Genomic DNA, 15,609 nt, shown 5'->3' on the forward strand with positions numbered 1-15,609 from the left:
CCCCTACATGAAAAACCAATTCACCTTACTTTAAAAATCAACTTTTTTCTAAGCGAGTGCGTGTTTTTCTGTTGCTTGCAAAGAACATTCAATCCTAATTCAGCCACATATTTGAGACAAATATTAAGAATATTCAGTGATTTACGATATTTATCAGCTTTTATAGACTACTGGAGCGGAGATATTGTGTATCTCTGTTTGGCTAATCTCTACACAAGTAGACAACCTGATGTAGAGAAAATATGAAGTTTTATAAGGTATAAACCTATTCCCACCCTTACCATTATTTTTCAATTCAGCTTTACGGATTTCAAAAGCATTGAAAGCAATATCTCTTAAAATAATAGAGATTTCTTATTGCCTCATGCTTTTGATCACGTTCTTTCAGAAAGTCACGACTTTCACGTAAAATAAAGCGCTCCAAACAAAATACACTGCGTTGCATATTCACGAGATTGTTTTAAAGAGACAACTCTCAAAACACTCAAATCCACTTTGCGCAAGTACCCGTCAATAATATAATGTTAAGTCCATTGAGAACCAGCACCTTTTATGCTTATGAAAGAGTTCACCAGACCCATCACACTATATCCCTCATGTTGCGATAGCGCTTGACATTTAATATGGTTCATAAAAGGTATTTTTAGCCCTCTCTTGATAAGCAATCCACATGACTTTCCTATTTTAACATGCAAAAAGATGTTTTTTGATTCCATATAAACAGATTTGAAATGAGAGAATCTTAGGATATTCAAGACTCTCATTCAACATGTAAAACTGTGAATTATCATTATAAACCAATACCTCGCCATACAGACGTTCTTGCCAATTTCCTCTGAAGTCTAAAGTGGGGGAAGACGACCAATATCTAAAAATCCTAGTTTTACCCAACCTTGATGAATAGTCAAAGAAAAAATGGGAGCACCATCTGCATTTTTAGGCAATGTACTCAAAATAAAACGTAACCCTTTTAAAGTATCTTCTTCTTCAGGAAACAAATGTTGCAAAGTATTAAGAAGCTTTATGTATTGTATACAGACAAGTTCAAATTTTGCTGTCAAATATCCTTCATCATCAAAAGAAAAAGGTCCACTGATATGCACACCACCACCTGTATGAAAAGCTAATTCACCATGCTTTAAAATGCCACTTTTCCCATACAGACGCTGTTTCCAATTTTTTTCTTCATTTTCAGAGAGAAGAGAAACATCATTTAAAGCCCATTTCAAATTGCCATCAATTTTGGGAACTTCAACAGAAGAAGATATAAAAATTGGAGAAACATCAAAACCGTCAACAGTCATATTTCCTGAGAAATGATTCTTTTCATGTTTAAAATCAAGACGCAAAAATTCTGTCGTTATTTTTTGGGAAACATTTTGGGGCTCTAATGGTTGAGAAGTCCCATCAGAACTATCTTGCAACGATGCCTGATCTTCAACATTTTGTTGTGTTGTTTTTTTGTCTGTCGTTTGTGATCCCGATACTTCTTGAAGTTTTTGATCCTCAAGAGAAGAGGAAAAAGGTGAAAATTCAAGCCCTTCAGCTCTCAACTTCAATGACTGACCTGTTTTCCAATAAGGTTCTGTTTCAATCACCAACTTACGCCAACGGGATACTATGGAAGTTTCCCCAGAAAAAACAATTGATGCAGGAGAATCAACATTAAACTCGACCAAATAAGGCGCATAAATTGGTGCACCAGCTATCACCTTCCCCGTCGATAAAGAAACTCCATATAAAGGCCAAGAAAATTGAAACTTGTCACAAACAACACCAATCCGTAATGGATAACCATTCTTGCGCACATTCTCACATACCGTCGCCATCTTACCAGAAGATGCTTTTTCGGATATATCAGAAACATAATTTTCTATTTTACGTGAAAAAAAAACCAGAAAGCGCTATAAACGAGGATCAGAGCAAGACAAAACAGCCCATAAAATAAATAACGTAAAGAAAAATTTCTTTGTGATGATGGTATTTGAGAGGACGTAGACAATTTTAAAACTTTCTTTATCTTTCGATTTTCACCCCACCCTAAAAAGGACAAAGATTCTTGAATATTCACCAATCTATTAAAAATCCAGCTTCTTAATCTAGCTGACTTTATCTGTTAGCCACTTCATGGAGCTCACAGTCACCGCCCTATAGCACAGTACCACATAAGCTCAAGAAGTAATATCTTCTTAAGAAAACTTTGTATCTTCTAACAAAAAATACCTTATATGTAAAGCTTTACATGCATTGTCTATCTTTAGCTTTAAACGGCACTATTTTACAGCACAACAAAAATTAAAGAATCAAGATATTGATTTATAATAATAATTCATTGTTTTATATATTGAATGAGAGTCTTCAATATCGTAAGATTCTCCCATTTCAAACCAGTTCCACGTTGCATCAATCAAAACCATTTTCTTGTACGTCAAAAGTGGAGCCGAGCTATGGGTAGAGATTGTACAAAAAAGGACAAAAATGCTTTTTTGCAAATCGTCGAAAGATGCCAAGAGCTGTTGCAATATTGGAAGAAACCTTCAAATATGTGATGGCGCCAATTTACTCCTTCACAAACGTGAAGATAGCAGCGCTCTATAGATTTTATATTATTTCCATGGGGGTTTTATCGTTATACTATTCATGGTCAGCACCATAAAATGTGCTTTGGGTACTTTTAAAGAGGTCTCTTTAAAACAAGCCCATAACGATGCAACCAAATGACGTTCTGGTTTACGTTAAGGTCGTGATCCCATTAAGCATAAATACCCCTTCACACAAGTGCGGTCGGCGTACAAAAGATCTGTTGTAATGCACCTTCAAACCATTGACTTAAAGCGCGATCATAGATTAAACGCCCTTTTAAATGTGCACTGGCAGGTTGAGCACCTTTTTCAGTCAATTTATGTGCCGAACGCACGACCAAGCGTCGCATCATAGCGCGTGTAAACTCAGCATGGAATTGCAAACCCCATGCATTGTTTCCATAACGGAAAGCTTGCGTAGGATATGTATGCCCAGTTGCCAAAAGTACCGCCTCTTTCGGTAAATCATAAATCCCTTCATCATGAAAATGGTAGACCATTTCTGGCCAATTCATCAATTCTTTTCCTTGTGGCGTTGCCTCTAGTGGATACCAGCCTACTTCAACAGTTCCATCAGTTCTTGTACCAACGCGAGCTCCCAAATGTCGCGCTAACATCTGTGCCCCAAGACAAATACCCAAAAAAGGCTTATTTTCCTTTAGCGACAACGAAATCCAATCAATTTCTTCGCCAATATAAGCTTCACTGTCATTCACACTCATCTGCCCCCCCAAAATAACAACACCAGCATAATGCTCTAATGTATCAGGGAGTTTTTGTCCTAAAATAGGACGATAAACATCAAGAACAAAACCATTTTGTTGTAAAAATTTCCCCAAACGACCAGTATAGGTAGACCACCGATGAATAACGACAGCAATCCTTGGTTTGCTATTTTTTCGCTTTTTATCAAAACATCTCTGATTTAAGAACATTTTTTAACAAATCATCTTTTCAATCAAGCAAAATTTCATTTTTTAAGCATAAGAAAATAATTCTATTAAACAAGATTAACGATAATTTTTTTCTTCTACATTCATTGTTTTTTCTGAAAAAACACTCAAATCACCCTATTGATGAAATTTAAAATAAACGAAATTTTTTTCTCGATAAAGACGTTCCTCCTTCTTCTATTTTAACCCCTGGATCATCAACGTTTAAATGAATTTGGTTAACTGTTTTAACATCTTGTTCTTTTATATCTTGTTTCTCTACCTGCGTATTATGCAAAAGAGAATGGTCTACAGAAGACAGTTTTTCAAGCTTCTTATCCTCATCCCCCTCACTTTTTTCCACAACGTCTTCTTTATCTTGGCTGTTTGGCATAATATTGGCCGCCTCTAACGTAAGAGGAGGTACGAAAGGTGGCGCCTTCCATTCAAAACAGCCCAAACGGCCACTAATTGGAGAAACAGCTGCCCAAGAAGAAAAAATGGATCCCTCACACATCCATACGGGATCACGTTCAGCACGAAGTGCTAAAGAAAGCCATTGACGCACAGCAGCTTTATTGTTTCCCTGGGCCTCTTCAATATCTGCCAATAATAAATACACACTTTCCCGTTGATGATACTGCAATGCTTTTTGTGCCTGCTCTCTTGCTAATGCCGTTTCACCAGCATCCAAAGCAGCTTTAGCAATAAGGAAAGCCGACTCAAAGACATCTTTATTATAAGAAGCAAGTGTCTTAGCTCTTCTCAATCGTCCAGTAGCCCCTCCTTCTCTTTCAAGATAAAGTGTCCCCAAATCGGGATGGGGTTCCTTCTGCCAAGCCGCTATAATCATTTTATCCGCTTTACGGGTTTCATTTAATTTATAAAGAATCTCAGCAGCTATAATTGTTATTGGAACAAAATCAGGTGCCAATTTATGAGCTTTCAAAATGGCTTCACGTGCTTGTACAGGATGTGTATCAAACAGATGAAGTGCTTGCCCACTGAGCAGGAGAACCTGTATATGCTGCCGCTCTGGAATCGTGCGAATAGAACGCGGGAGAGCTTTTTGCGCCTTTTCAAAAACAGTCAGTGCCTTATCCCATTTACCCTCAGCACCCAACTGATCAAGCACCGCCTGATGTGCCCATAAAAGTGCTGGTGATAAAGTCAGAGCCTCTTCAGCATATTGTTTTGCTGCCTCATAAGCTTTACTCTTCATCGCTTCACGAAACAAACCGTAAAGTCCAACCAGCTTTGTCGGATCTTCCTTTCTCATCTCCTCAAAAAGACTGATAGCGCGAACAGAGTTATTTTGTAAAGATAAGGTTTGTACTTTTAAAAATTTTACCAACGGCTCTTGTTTTCCTGCAAGATATTTAGCAACCTGTGCTTCCATTTTTTGCGCAACCATAGCATCACCAGCAAAAGTTGCAAGAATTCCCTTTGAAAGAGCTTCATAACCGCGCCTTTTATGACGTTTATAAAAATAATTTGAAAACGCACTCGGTATGAAAAAAAAGAAAGACAATAACCACCACAAAAGCACCAACGTAACAAAAAGCAAAGTAAGTACACTTAACACTGTAAGTAATGAAGCAGAAAATCTGAAGTGTAAAAATGTAAGGACAAAAACACCATTGTGATTAGCAACCCATCCGAAAGCTAACCCAAGGATACAAACAACAAAAGTATAAATAAAAACACGTATCATCTGGAGCCTATTTACATCTTTGTTGCCTTAAAAGATCCTTGTTGCACAGACAACAGCAATTGCTGCAGCAACTGTTGAACAGCAATATGTCTTTCAAGCTGCTGAACAAAATCCTTTGAAACATCTTTTGCACTTTGGGGCAGTGATTGCCATTCGCTCAAAGCCTTTTCGTAATCACCCGCTTGGATAGCAACTTCCATACGCGCTGCAATAGCCCCAAGCGTCATCCCTTCAACATTTCCAATCGGTCGCGAGACAACAAGCCCTTTTCCCCACGCTAAAATTCGCTCAAAAAAACCAGCATCTGATGCAACAATATTTTGCGTACCAACAATTGCATCAGCAACATGAGCAAAATCAGCTGAAAGCTGTGCTGAACTTGGAAGACCGATAGTCGCTGTTTTCTGCAACACATCAAGTCCATCAATCGAAGGTGATAATTGCTCTAACAACTTTAATTCATTGTTATAAGATCCACCTCGCTCTACAGCATTTTTTAATGAACTAATTGCTGTAAAAAGTGCCGTATTAACTTCTTTTTTCTCACTATTTTTAACAGCAATTTCTTGCCGTAATGCTTCCAATTGTTCTTTTAACGAAGCAAGATCATTTGCATTATTCTGCCCAACAGACAAAGCCGTTTTTATCTCTTTTGACTCCTCAACAAAAGTTTGTACAGCCTCTTCAAGCGCTTTTACTTTTTCTTCTAAAACCGCAAAAGCTTTTCTGCTTTCTTCTTGCGATAATTCATCGTTCTTCATTGTTTTAGACTGCTGTGATGAAAAAGAAGAAAATGCTGTTTTCAAGGTATCGATCTCTTGAAGCACCTGCTCCAATTGTTCTTTTGTTTCTTCACCTTGGCTTTTTGCAGCCTCAGCAATTTGCAAAACTTTTTCCCCTCCAGCAGAGTTTTCCACAGAAGAGAACGATGTTTTTAACGCATCGATTTCTTGAAATACACGCTCCAATTGTTCCTGTGTTTCCTCCCCTTGACTTTTTGCGGCTTTAGCAATCTGCAAAACTTTTTCCCCTCCAACAGAATTTTCCACAAAAGGAGAAAGAAACAAACCCGCCCATTGAAGCCCCACAAAAATTCCCAAAGCAATAAGCCCCCCTAAAATCCCTGAAAGGAGCAACAAATGCCAAGCTGTACTAGAGGTACTTTTATTCTGACCCTGCATAGTTTGCTTTTCTTGTTCATGGGATTCTGCAGAGTTTTGTATTTTTTCCTCTGAATCATGGGAAAGAGCTTCATGTTCAATAACTGGCTTCTTACGGCGCGTACCAGCATAATGTGATTTAACTTTTGGTTTTGAAGAATCGACCATCTCTGTCACTTTTCTGTGCACACCTTTTTCTAATGATAAAATAATAAAATGAAAAAAGTTTTAAAAATGAAGCTTTTCTCAAATATCTTCGTTTGCTTTACATGCTTTTTATAGAGAATATAACTTTATAGAAACTTTCCACCCCGCATTTTTCTCAAGAATATTTACAACGATAAACCTTAATAAACAAGTTTTTAAAAATAAATCTGCATTTTATACTCAAAAATACAATTTCCGTTTTTAATCAACAATGCCATAAATACCATAAAATTCAAAGAAACGACCAAAAAGATATATTCTCTCATAAAAAAATCAATTATTAAGAGAAATAGTTTGCATCTTTTTTTGTTCATGGTACGCACGCAGATAAAGAAGCTGCAAAATAAGGTTTTACTTAAAATGCGTCTGTTGGGAATAGAAACAAGTTGTGATGAAACTGCCGCTGCTGTCATTGAATACAACAATGAAACACACAGCCGAATTCTTTCCAATATTGTTTGGAGCCAAATTGATCATCACGCACCTTACGGCGGTGTTGTTCCTGAAATTGCCGCTCGTGCCCATGTTGAGGTTCTGGATCATTTAATTTTGCAAGCTCTCACGCAAGCAAACACAAAATTAAAAGATATTGATGGTATTGCAGCCACCAGTGGACCTGGTTTAATCGGAGGACTATTGGTCGGTGTTATGAGCGCAAAAGCACTCTCTCTTGCCACTGGAAAACCATTTATTGCCGTAAATCACTTAGAGGGACATGCTTTAACAGCTGTGTTAACGCACAATGTCAAGTTTCCTTATTTATTACTTTTAGTTTCAGGGGGGCACACACAAACAATCCTTGTTCATGGAGTAGGTAATTATCAGCGTTTAGGAACCACCATTGATGATGCATTAGGAGAAGCTTTTGATAAAACTGCAAAACTTTTAGGACTTCCTTATCCTGGTGGACCAGCGCTTGAAAAAGCAGCTTTATTGGGTGATAAAAATCGTATCCCTCTTCCACGACCTTTAAAAGGTGAAAAACGGTTAGATTTTTCTTTTTCCGGCCTCAAAACGGCTGTTCGACAAGCCGCAACCGCCATAGCTCCCCTTACTGAAAATGATGTTGCTGACATTGCAGCAAGTTTTCAAGCCGCCGTAACCGATACAGTGCGTGATCGTGTTCATTTGGCCCTACAACACTTTACCAACCAGTATCCTCTCTTTCATGATCAAGGAAAGCGTGCTCCTGCTTTAGTTGTCGCAGGCGGTGTTGCCGCAAACCAAGCCATTCGCTCTACATTGCAAGAACTTGCTCATCAACATGGTTTTGAATTTATAGCACCTCCTCTTTCCTTGTGTACGGATAATGCTGCCATGATTGCTTTTGCCGGTGCACAAAAACTTGTATGCGGAGAAACAAGTCCTCTTGATATTGCTCCCCGCTCACGCTGGCCATTAGATGAAAAAGCCTCTCCCTTGATCGGAACAGGGCGCCGTGGAACAAAAGCATAAAAAACTGCTTTCCCCCACATTTCAAAGAATGAAGATTTTTACTCAATGCGGTCTATAAACAATCCAGATGACTTTGAGTCAATTTCCTATCTGCAAACGATTCCACTTGCTTCTCATTTCAGAGGATTCACTTAACAAAAAGCTCTATACGCAAACTTAAATATTCACCAAATAGTCTAAAAGCACTTCATTTTTCAAGAAAACTGCAAACCAGCACCATCATACCCTTTGCTGCCTTTTAATGTTGCAGCAACCATTAAGCCATTGAGATCGTTCATTATAAGAGTTTTGAACCTTTTCTTGTACAATTTTTATCCACACACCAACCCCACTTATGATGTGCAAACAAGCAATTTTCATTGATTCAAAATATAAAAGGATTTGTACTAAAAAATCCCATAATTTTCAATTTACTAATTTAATCATCATGATAAACAACGCATTATATATTGATATTATTAAGCCTAAAATGATAGTATTGGCATAACAAGACGCACCCACCCCCACCGAAGCATAATGGAAAGCCATCCTTTGGTATCTTTACCTTTGATCATCTATTTATTTCACGACCATTATCGTCTGTTTTCAAAACCAATTTTCTTAATTTTTTAAACGCAATGCGCCTCTAGTGACTACGTTTCAAGCTTAGCCCAAAAAAAAATGATTGAGCCTCCACATGGCTGAGCACTTTTAAATCTATTTTTTATACATTGATATATTTTTCTGCTAAAAGATAAGCAAAGTATCTTTATCGATATCATTAATGGAGCATATGCCTCTATTACAAATTATTTGGAAACAAAAAACAGATAAAACCCGTTTTTTACGCCATTTAAAAAATCATCATTGATGATGTTACCAAGATGCTCATAAAAATGAACATGATGAATGCATAACAGTCTATGAAAAAGGTGAACACATGGCTTATTGGCTTTTTAAATCTGAACCCCATAAATGGTCATGGGAGATGCAAAAGAAAAAAGGAGCTGATGGCGAACAATGGGATGGTGTCCGCAATTATCAAGCCCGTAATAATATGCGCGCCATGAAATATGGTGATAAAGGTTTTTTTTATCACTCAAATAAAGGTTTAGAAATTGTAGGCATTGTAGAAATATGTGCTGAAGCACATCCAGATTCTACAACCTCTGATTCACGCTGGGAATGTGTGGATATTCGTGCACTTTATGACATGCCAACACCTGTTTCATTAAAACAAATTAAAGCCAATCCCAAACTAGCAAATATGGTGCTGGTCAATGCCAGCCGCTTATCAGTACAACCCGTGACAGAAGATGAATGGAAAGAAGTGTGTTTAATGGGAAACCTTAAAAAGAAAATACTTTGATCTTTAAATAATAATTTTTATTCATAAACTCATATTAAACAGTGCTTCATAGCGCAGAAGGATAAGTGCAACGCATTTTTTATGGATTCTCATACTAATATACTTTTTCTTATTATTTTTTATTCTGCACTCTTTCTCAATACAGCTTCCCCACATTGCACAAACATTCTCTTTATGATGCAATCATCTTTCCAGCGTAGCTCAAGATAAGGCTTACTCAACGATTATAATGAACAACACTACGAGCACGATACCAACCGCTTCTCATACAAATAAAATGCGACGAAAAAACAAAACTAAATGTGCATCAAAAACAATAGAAATGACTGTGATTTTTTTAAAACAGTGCATCTGTACTAGGGTAGTCTTCTTCACCCTTAAAAAACGCATCATATTGATTTATAAAGAATGTTCATCGTTTTGTATATTGGATGAGAGCTCCTTCATTCCTTAGGGTTTTCTTATTTCAAACCTATTGTTGAAATAATCAAAATCATGTCTTTTGCACGTTAAAAACAAAAAAATCTTGCGTGGATATGGATAAAAAACAATGAAAGAAAGAGCATAGCTCTTATTTAAGAATCTTAAACACCAGGGTATAGTAACATTTTAGAGAAAGCCCCAAATATATGATGATGCCGATGTGTTACTCTATAAGCGAAAAAAGAGTGGTGACTCATGGAAAAACACATTCTAGCATATAAAAACGTTTTCAATCAATGTATAAATATTCTGTGCATGAAAGATACATCTTCTTTTTGGCAAGCAACTATAAAAATCATAAAAGTTCATTTTTAAAAAACTCTTTATTTTTAACTTTTCTCTTTTAATTGTTCTTGCATGACAAATCATTTTTCATGAAACTACTCTTTATCGATCAGTACATCCACATCCCTATAAGGAAAAACATGAACAACTATACTCTTTTAATCGTTGAAGATGATGATCTACGTCCCATTTTGGTAGAACAATTGCAAATGCATCAAGAGTTTGAAGTTTTCCAAGCAAAAACAGCTGAAGCAGGAATGAAAATAATCAAAGAAGAACATATTGATCTTGTCATTTTGGGAATTGAACTTCCTGATCTTGATGGTCGCAAAGCTGTTCAACAATTACGCACCCAAGAATTTCGTGCCCCCATTATCATGATAACCAATGATGATACAAACTGCGATACCATTTTAGATCTTAAAACAGGTGCCAATGATTATGTGACAAAACCTTTTCGCTTTGCGGTGTTATTAGCGAGAATTCGAGCACAGTTGCGCCAATATGAACAAAATGAAGATGCAACCTTTCATATTGGTCCCTATATTTTTAAACTAAGAAAAAGACTCCTGATTGATCAAAATAACAATAAAATCCATCTCACAGAAAAGGAAACCGCGATTCTTAAGTGCCTTTATTATGCCAATGATAAAATTGTCAGTCGTGAAACATTGTTAGAACAAGTTTGGGGGTATAACGAAAACATTGTCACCCATACTTTAGAAACTCATATCTATCGTTTGCGACAAAAAATAGAAAAAGATTCCTCTAACGCGCAAATTCTCATGACAGATCAAAATGGTTATCGTTTAAACCTCTAATCCGATATTGAATGTCTTTAAAAGAGAAATATTCTCAATTGCCCTTTACATTAAAACACCAAAGAGATGAAAAAATACGCACATACAATTTAAATAATGCTGTAGAATTACTTATAATATATTGATATTTATGATGTTTTTTAAACACTGCTCTACGCACAACTTTATCACACATTCACGAGCCTCAATTGAGAGTATTTTTTATCGTTTTCCTCTCGTTCCTTACTGCTCTTTTCCTTAAGAGATCGTATAATTAAATGATATAAAGCTCGGTGTTTACCCTAACGATAAAGCGATTGAGCACCAATCTCTTTCCATTTATTGAGCAATACATCTAATAAAAGAGCAAGCGAACACCATTACATACTTGGGCCTGCTTTCAATGTTGCAACCACCTTTGACATTTGAGATCATTCATAAGAGGCATGTCCTTTTTGGTATCATTTTTATCTACATGAACCACCTACTTGTGACGTGCAAAAAAATGATTTTTACTGATTCAATATTATAAGATTTTAAATGAGAAAATCTTATAATATTCAAGGCCCTCGTTCAAATTGAATAACCCCATGCTATAGTTATAAATCAATATCTTATCTAAAAAATTCTATTTAAAGGACATAAGATATTTTTAAAAATAACCTTCTCATAAATGAAAATTAAGCAACCTCTATTTATCCAAAGCGCTTTAAAGCCTCCATCCTATAGAGATAAGGCAGCTATTTTTATAAAACATTTTAATTTATTATTATAAAGCAATAGAAAACCATTGAAAAAATAGCTTTCCTTTAAAGAAATATATCATCTTTCTACCAAGCCCACTTCACAATACGGTCCAGAAACCCAACATATTATTGCAAGATTATTGCAAGAATTTTTGGCTCTCTTATTTTTACGCTTACGAAGATAGCAGCATTTTTTCTCGCTTAAAGGTGTTATCACTATTTATTAAAGATAATTCGATATATTAATATTTTAGGTTTTTTATTAACATGCCAATTCCATTTATAAAATATTCAAACGAACATTTTGTGAATGACAAAATTTGAAGTAAGAGAATGCTCCCCCATGGGTGGTTCTTATGCCAATGACAAAATAATCAATGATTTTTATAAATTAAAGCATTTCTTGCCTGCGGTGATAACGCAGGAATAAAAATACGCCGCGACTGACGACGCTGTACCAACAAACCTTGATAAACACGTTTTTGCGCCTGACATATTAGAAGCCCACCAAAATAAGGCAAAAGATGGCGTGCAAATGGTTCATAAAAAAATGAAAACAAACGTGAAACATACCCTGCAGAAGGTGTATAGTGGACAATTTCTTGTATAGGCCCAGAAACAAAATTTGTTTTTTCAAACAAACGAGTAATCTGTTGCCGACTATAGGGTTCGCCATAACCAAAGGGCGTTGTCGTATTGCGTGCCCAAAAACCAGAGCGATTAGGAACAATAACGATCAAGTGGCCATTGGGAGTTAAAACACGCCATATTTCATTCAACGTTTCAAATGAATCTTCTGTATATTCTAATGCATGGACCAATAAAATACAATCAACTGACGCATCAGGAAGCGGCAAATCTTCTTCAAAGACAAGCGCTGTAGCAACTTTATCATCACAAGGCCAAGATGAAGCACCTTGTGCTGCTGGCATAAAAGCAAAACACTGTTGAGTACGTTCACGCAATGCAGAAAGATAAGGCAGTGCATAGCCCAACCCCATAACACGCTTATCCGTAAGATCGGGCCACCACAAATTTAATTGGTTACACAGCGTCTTTTGCACACGTAGTCCAAGTGCAGAAGCATAAAAATCTTTCAGTGTGACAATATCCAACTCAACATACCATGTAGAAAAAAACTTCAAATATTACAGGTTTTCATATACTAAACCTATATGGACTTTTGCTCTTTCTCCGCAATAGAGAACATTTTAATATTTCACATTTTAAACTTAAATGATCAAAAAAGCCTAGAATAGGATGATTATTGCATTAAAAGCGCTGTAATCATTTTCTTTGGAGCGTAAGCTCCATAGAGGTTTCTCATACGCTATTTCTGATATCAATTAAGAAAAAAGCTAATCATTGGTTAATTAAAATGAAGCAATCTTTCAAGATAGTTTTTTTCTTCTTTTGGAATATGCTCCTTGCCCAAACGTTTACGAATTTCATCTAAAATTTGTCGCGTACGCATTTGATCACTTTCTTGTGGGAGTGCCTCACCTTTTTGTCCTTCATCTGTTTTTGAAGAAAGTGGACGTCCTAACGGATCTTTCGGACCAGAATCAGCGTTTTGATCATCTCCTGTTTCTTTGAGTGTTTCACGCATTTTTTTCAAAACACTTTGCGCACCTTGCCGTAAAGATTCCAAAGCATCAGACTGATTTTGTATAGATGCCTGATGATTTTCCTGATCAAGATCATCCTTTGCAGAGTTCATTTTTTCTTCTGCTTTTTTCAATGCATCACCCGTTTCAAACCCCTGTTCTGATAATCCTTTTTCTAATGTTGATAATTCAGACTGCAATTCAGCCTGACGTTTTTTTAAAGATTCTTTTTGTTTTTCTGGTACATTTTCTCCGCGTTTTTGTTGCATCTCCAACTGATGTGTTTCATTGAGAATTTCTTGCTGACGACGCATTAAATCTCCAAGTTGGTCCAGCTTTTCTTTCATTTGTGCAGATTGGCTTTTTTCTCCCTCATTTTTATTGCCTTTTTGCACACGCAAATGATCCAATGTTTGTTCAACTTCCGACAAGAGCTGTTCAGCAGCTAAAGAAGAACCCGCTTTTGCCATTTCCTCAATGAGATCGAGTTTTTCTTGTAATGTACCTTCAGAAAGATGAAGATTTTTTGCGCTTTTAGAATTTTTAGAAACTTGACTATCTGGTGCTTTTTCAGCCAACGCTTGAATATAGTCATCCATAGCTTGCCGTAAATCTGCCATAAGCCGTTCGATTTCTGCCGCTGGAGCACCATATCGTAGTGCATCCCGTAAAGCGGCCTGTGCTTGTTTTAATTTTTTTTGCGCAGATTCAAGCTGATTGCCTTCAATCCCCACAGCAATCTGCCATAAATAATCCACCACACCGCGCAAATCCTCTTCTGTTTCTGCCAAAGAAAGCCTTGTCCACGCACTTTGTAGAACAAGAACATGTGTCGCATTTTGCAACCCCTTTTCTGGGCGCACCAACAAAGCAGAAAGCATATCTAATACACGCTCTTTTGCAGAAGCATCAAGAGCAAGTAAACGACGCAACTCACCTACAGCACGCGCAACAGGATTTGAAAAAACACGCTGTGGTAATGTCATAACAAAAGTTTTACTACGCCCTTTCTGCCCCGCACCATCTTCTGCTACCAAAGTAATTTTGACTTGCGATCCCGCCCACGGATGCGCTGAAACATCATACACGGTCCGCATTTTTCCCTTTCCACCCCGTGGAAGAAGAAGCTCTATTTCCGGTGCCTTATAAAGAGAAGGAACGTTTTTATCCTGAAAAAGAGGTTCTATTTCAACATAAGCCTTTGTCACACCATAATCATCATCCAACATATACTGCAATTCTAACGATCCCGTTAAAATACGCCCTGGTTTTTCCTGCCATTTAATTGTCGGAAAGGCATCTTTAATCATCTGCAAATGCCATTGCTGTTTTTTACGACGCGATGAGACAAACAAATCCATTGAATTTTCTACATGGGTTTCAAAACGAACAATTGGATCATTGAAAGCTGTTTGTTCCGTTTTCTTTGAAAAAGAAACTTCCCTCCCATCTTCTGCAAGCTTTGCTTTGACTGTAACACCAGCCCCATTGACAACACGCACAACTACATTGCTCCCTTCAGGAATTTCCAGTTGTGTCTTCTCATCTTTAGTCAAATAAATCGGTGCCACACCGGTATAAGCAGGTGGTGTTATCCAAGCATCAACTCGCATGAATCTTTCATCAACAACAGGACGAAAATCAAAGGCATCAGCCAAACGTCCCCCTCGTGAACCAAAAGAAAAACTAAAAGCACACACAAAAAGGAGAACACACAAAGCTCTCAAAGCCAAAGGATCATAAACCGCGCTATTAAGAGAGATAAATCCAGTTTTTAAATGATATAATTGTTTTGCCATTCGACGCTGATGTTCACGCCAAATAACAGCACTAAAATCTGCTTCATTTTCAGAATATACGTGATCTGTCTGAATATTCAAAGGCTGATGTTTAAGATCATTGATGTGTTCAAGACGGCGATCCACTTCCCGCATTGTAGGAAATCGAAAACCAATAAGAAAAAATAAACTTGCCCCCGCACAAACAAGGAGAATACCAAGTAAAATCAAATGGGACCAATAGCCTAAAATGCCAAAAAGTCCCAACCAGCTAAACGAACAAAAGAGACTAAGAACGAGGAAAAATGGCAACAACCGTACCCATATCCTTTCAAACGAAAGGATTACCCACATCAAAATGCGCACACACAAAAGCTTTATTGCAAAACTCTTGATGTTTTTATTTTTCATAAACAAGCATTTTTCCCCTTTTACCGTGGTGTATTAAGATCATAAAAGCCATACAAGACAATTTCCAGAAAATAAATTGTTTCATCAAAGTTTAGTAAAAA

The 15,609-nt window shown here is 36.9% G+C and carries 9 protein-coding genes; 3 read left to right on the forward strand and 6 right to left on the reverse strand.

The window, feature by feature from the left end; translation table 11 throughout:
• Positions 1–842 precede the first annotated feature (842 nt).
• The 4 genes from AC6ER9_RS03680 to AC6ER9_RS03695 form a co-directional block, all read right to left on the reverse strand.
• Positions 843–1,829: a DUF2125 domain-containing protein gene (locus AC6ER9_RS03680; RefSeq protein WP_497075036.1), complete on the reverse strand. Its 987-nt coding sequence runs from the start codon at positions 1,827–1,829 to the stop codon at positions 843–845.
• A gap of 941 nt (positions 1,830–2,770) precedes the next feature.
• On the reverse strand, positions 2,771–3,517 hold the full coding sequence (locus AC6ER9_RS03685) for a glutamine amidotransferase (protein ID WP_497075037.1): 747 nt from the start codon (positions 3,515–3,517) through the stop codon (positions 2,771–2,773).
• 148 nt (positions 3,518–3,665) lie between these two features.
• Positions 3,666–5,228, reverse strand: coding sequence for a heme biosynthesis protein HemY (locus tag AC6ER9_RS03690; protein ID WP_497075038.1), 1,563 nt, complete (start codon positions 5,226–5,228; stop codon positions 3,666–3,668).
• 11 nt (positions 5,229–5,239) lie between these two features.
• Positions 5,240–6,556, reverse strand: a complete 1,317-nt coding sequence (locus AC6ER9_RS03695; RefSeq protein WP_497075267.1) for a COG4223 family protein — start codon at positions 6,554–6,556, stop codon at positions 5,240–5,242.
• A 399-nt stretch (positions 6,557–6,955) separates the two neighbouring features.
• Between AC6ER9_RS03695 and tsaD the strand changes: the two genes are divergently transcribed.
• The 3 genes from tsaD to AC6ER9_RS03710 all read left to right on the forward strand — a co-directional run bounded on the left by tsaD (position 6,956) and on the right by AC6ER9_RS03710 (position 10,987).
• A complete protein-coding gene (tsaD, locus tag AC6ER9_RS03700; RefSeq protein ID WP_497075039.1) occupies positions 6,956–8,050 on the forward strand; it encodes a tRNA (adenosine(37)-N6)-threonylcarbamoyltransferase complex transferase subunit TsaD in 1,095 nt (364 codons plus the stop codon).
• Between the two features lie 919 nt (positions 8,051–8,969).
• Positions 8,970–9,398, forward strand: coding sequence for an EVE domain-containing protein (locus AC6ER9_RS03705; RefSeq protein ID WP_497075040.1), 429 nt, complete (start codon positions 8,970–8,972; stop codon positions 9,396–9,398).
• 908 nt (positions 9,399–10,306) lie between these two features.
• Positions 10,307–10,987: a response regulator transcription factor gene (locus AC6ER9_RS03710; RefSeq protein ID WP_497075041.1), complete on the forward strand. Its 681-nt coding sequence runs from the start codon at positions 10,307–10,309 to the stop codon at positions 10,985–10,987.
• Positions 10,988–12,086: 1,099 nt separating this feature from the next.
• Here AC6ER9_RS03710 and AC6ER9_RS03715 read toward each other — a convergent pair.
• Complete coding sequence (locus AC6ER9_RS03715) at positions 12,087–12,857, reverse strand: class I SAM-dependent methyltransferase (RefSeq protein WP_497075042.1); 771 nt, start codon at positions 12,855–12,857, stop codon at positions 12,087–12,089.
• A gap of 224 nt (positions 12,858–13,081) precedes the next feature.
• The gene (locus AC6ER9_RS03720; protein WP_497075043.1) at positions 13,082–15,508 is read right to left on the reverse strand and encodes a TIGR02302 family protein; all 2,427 of its coding nucleotides are present in this window, start codon (positions 15,506–15,508) and stop codon (positions 13,082–13,084) included.
• Positions 15,509–15,609: the final 101 nt, after the last annotated feature.

The organism is Bartonella sp. SL317 (genome assembly GCF_059687655.1).

Bases quoted from the DNA above. Each gene is read 5' to 3' on its own strand.
- AC6ER9_RS03680 (WP_497075036.1), bottom strand. From the start codon at position 1,829: ATGGCGACGGTATGTGAGAATGTGCGCAAGAATGGTTATCCATTACGG.
- AC6ER9_RS03685 (WP_497075037.1), bottom strand. From the start codon at position 3,517: ATGTTCTTAAATCAGAGATGTTTTGATAAAAAGCGAAAAAATAGCAAA.
- AC6ER9_RS03690 (WP_497075038.1), bottom strand. From the start codon at position 5,228: ATGATACGTGTTTTTATTTATACTTTTGTTGTTTGTATCCTTGGGTTA.
- AC6ER9_RS03695 (WP_497075267.1), bottom strand. From the start codon at position 6,556: ATGGTCGATTCTTCAAAACCAAAAGTTAAATCACATTATGCTGGTACG.
- tsaD (WP_497075039.1), top strand. From the start codon at position 6,956: ATGCGTCTGTTGGGAATAGAAACAAGTTGTGATGAAACTGCCGCTGCT.
- AC6ER9_RS03705 (WP_497075040.1), top strand. From the start codon at position 8,970: ATGGCTTATTGGCTTTTTAAATCTGAACCCCATAAATGGTCATGGGAG.
- AC6ER9_RS03710 (WP_497075041.1), top strand. From the start codon at position 10,307: ATGAACAACTATACTCTTTTAATCGTTGAAGATGATGATCTACGTCCC.
- AC6ER9_RS03720 (WP_497075043.1), bottom strand. From the start codon at position 15,508: ATGAAAAATAAAAACATCAAGAGTTTTGCAATAAAGCTTTTGTGTGTG.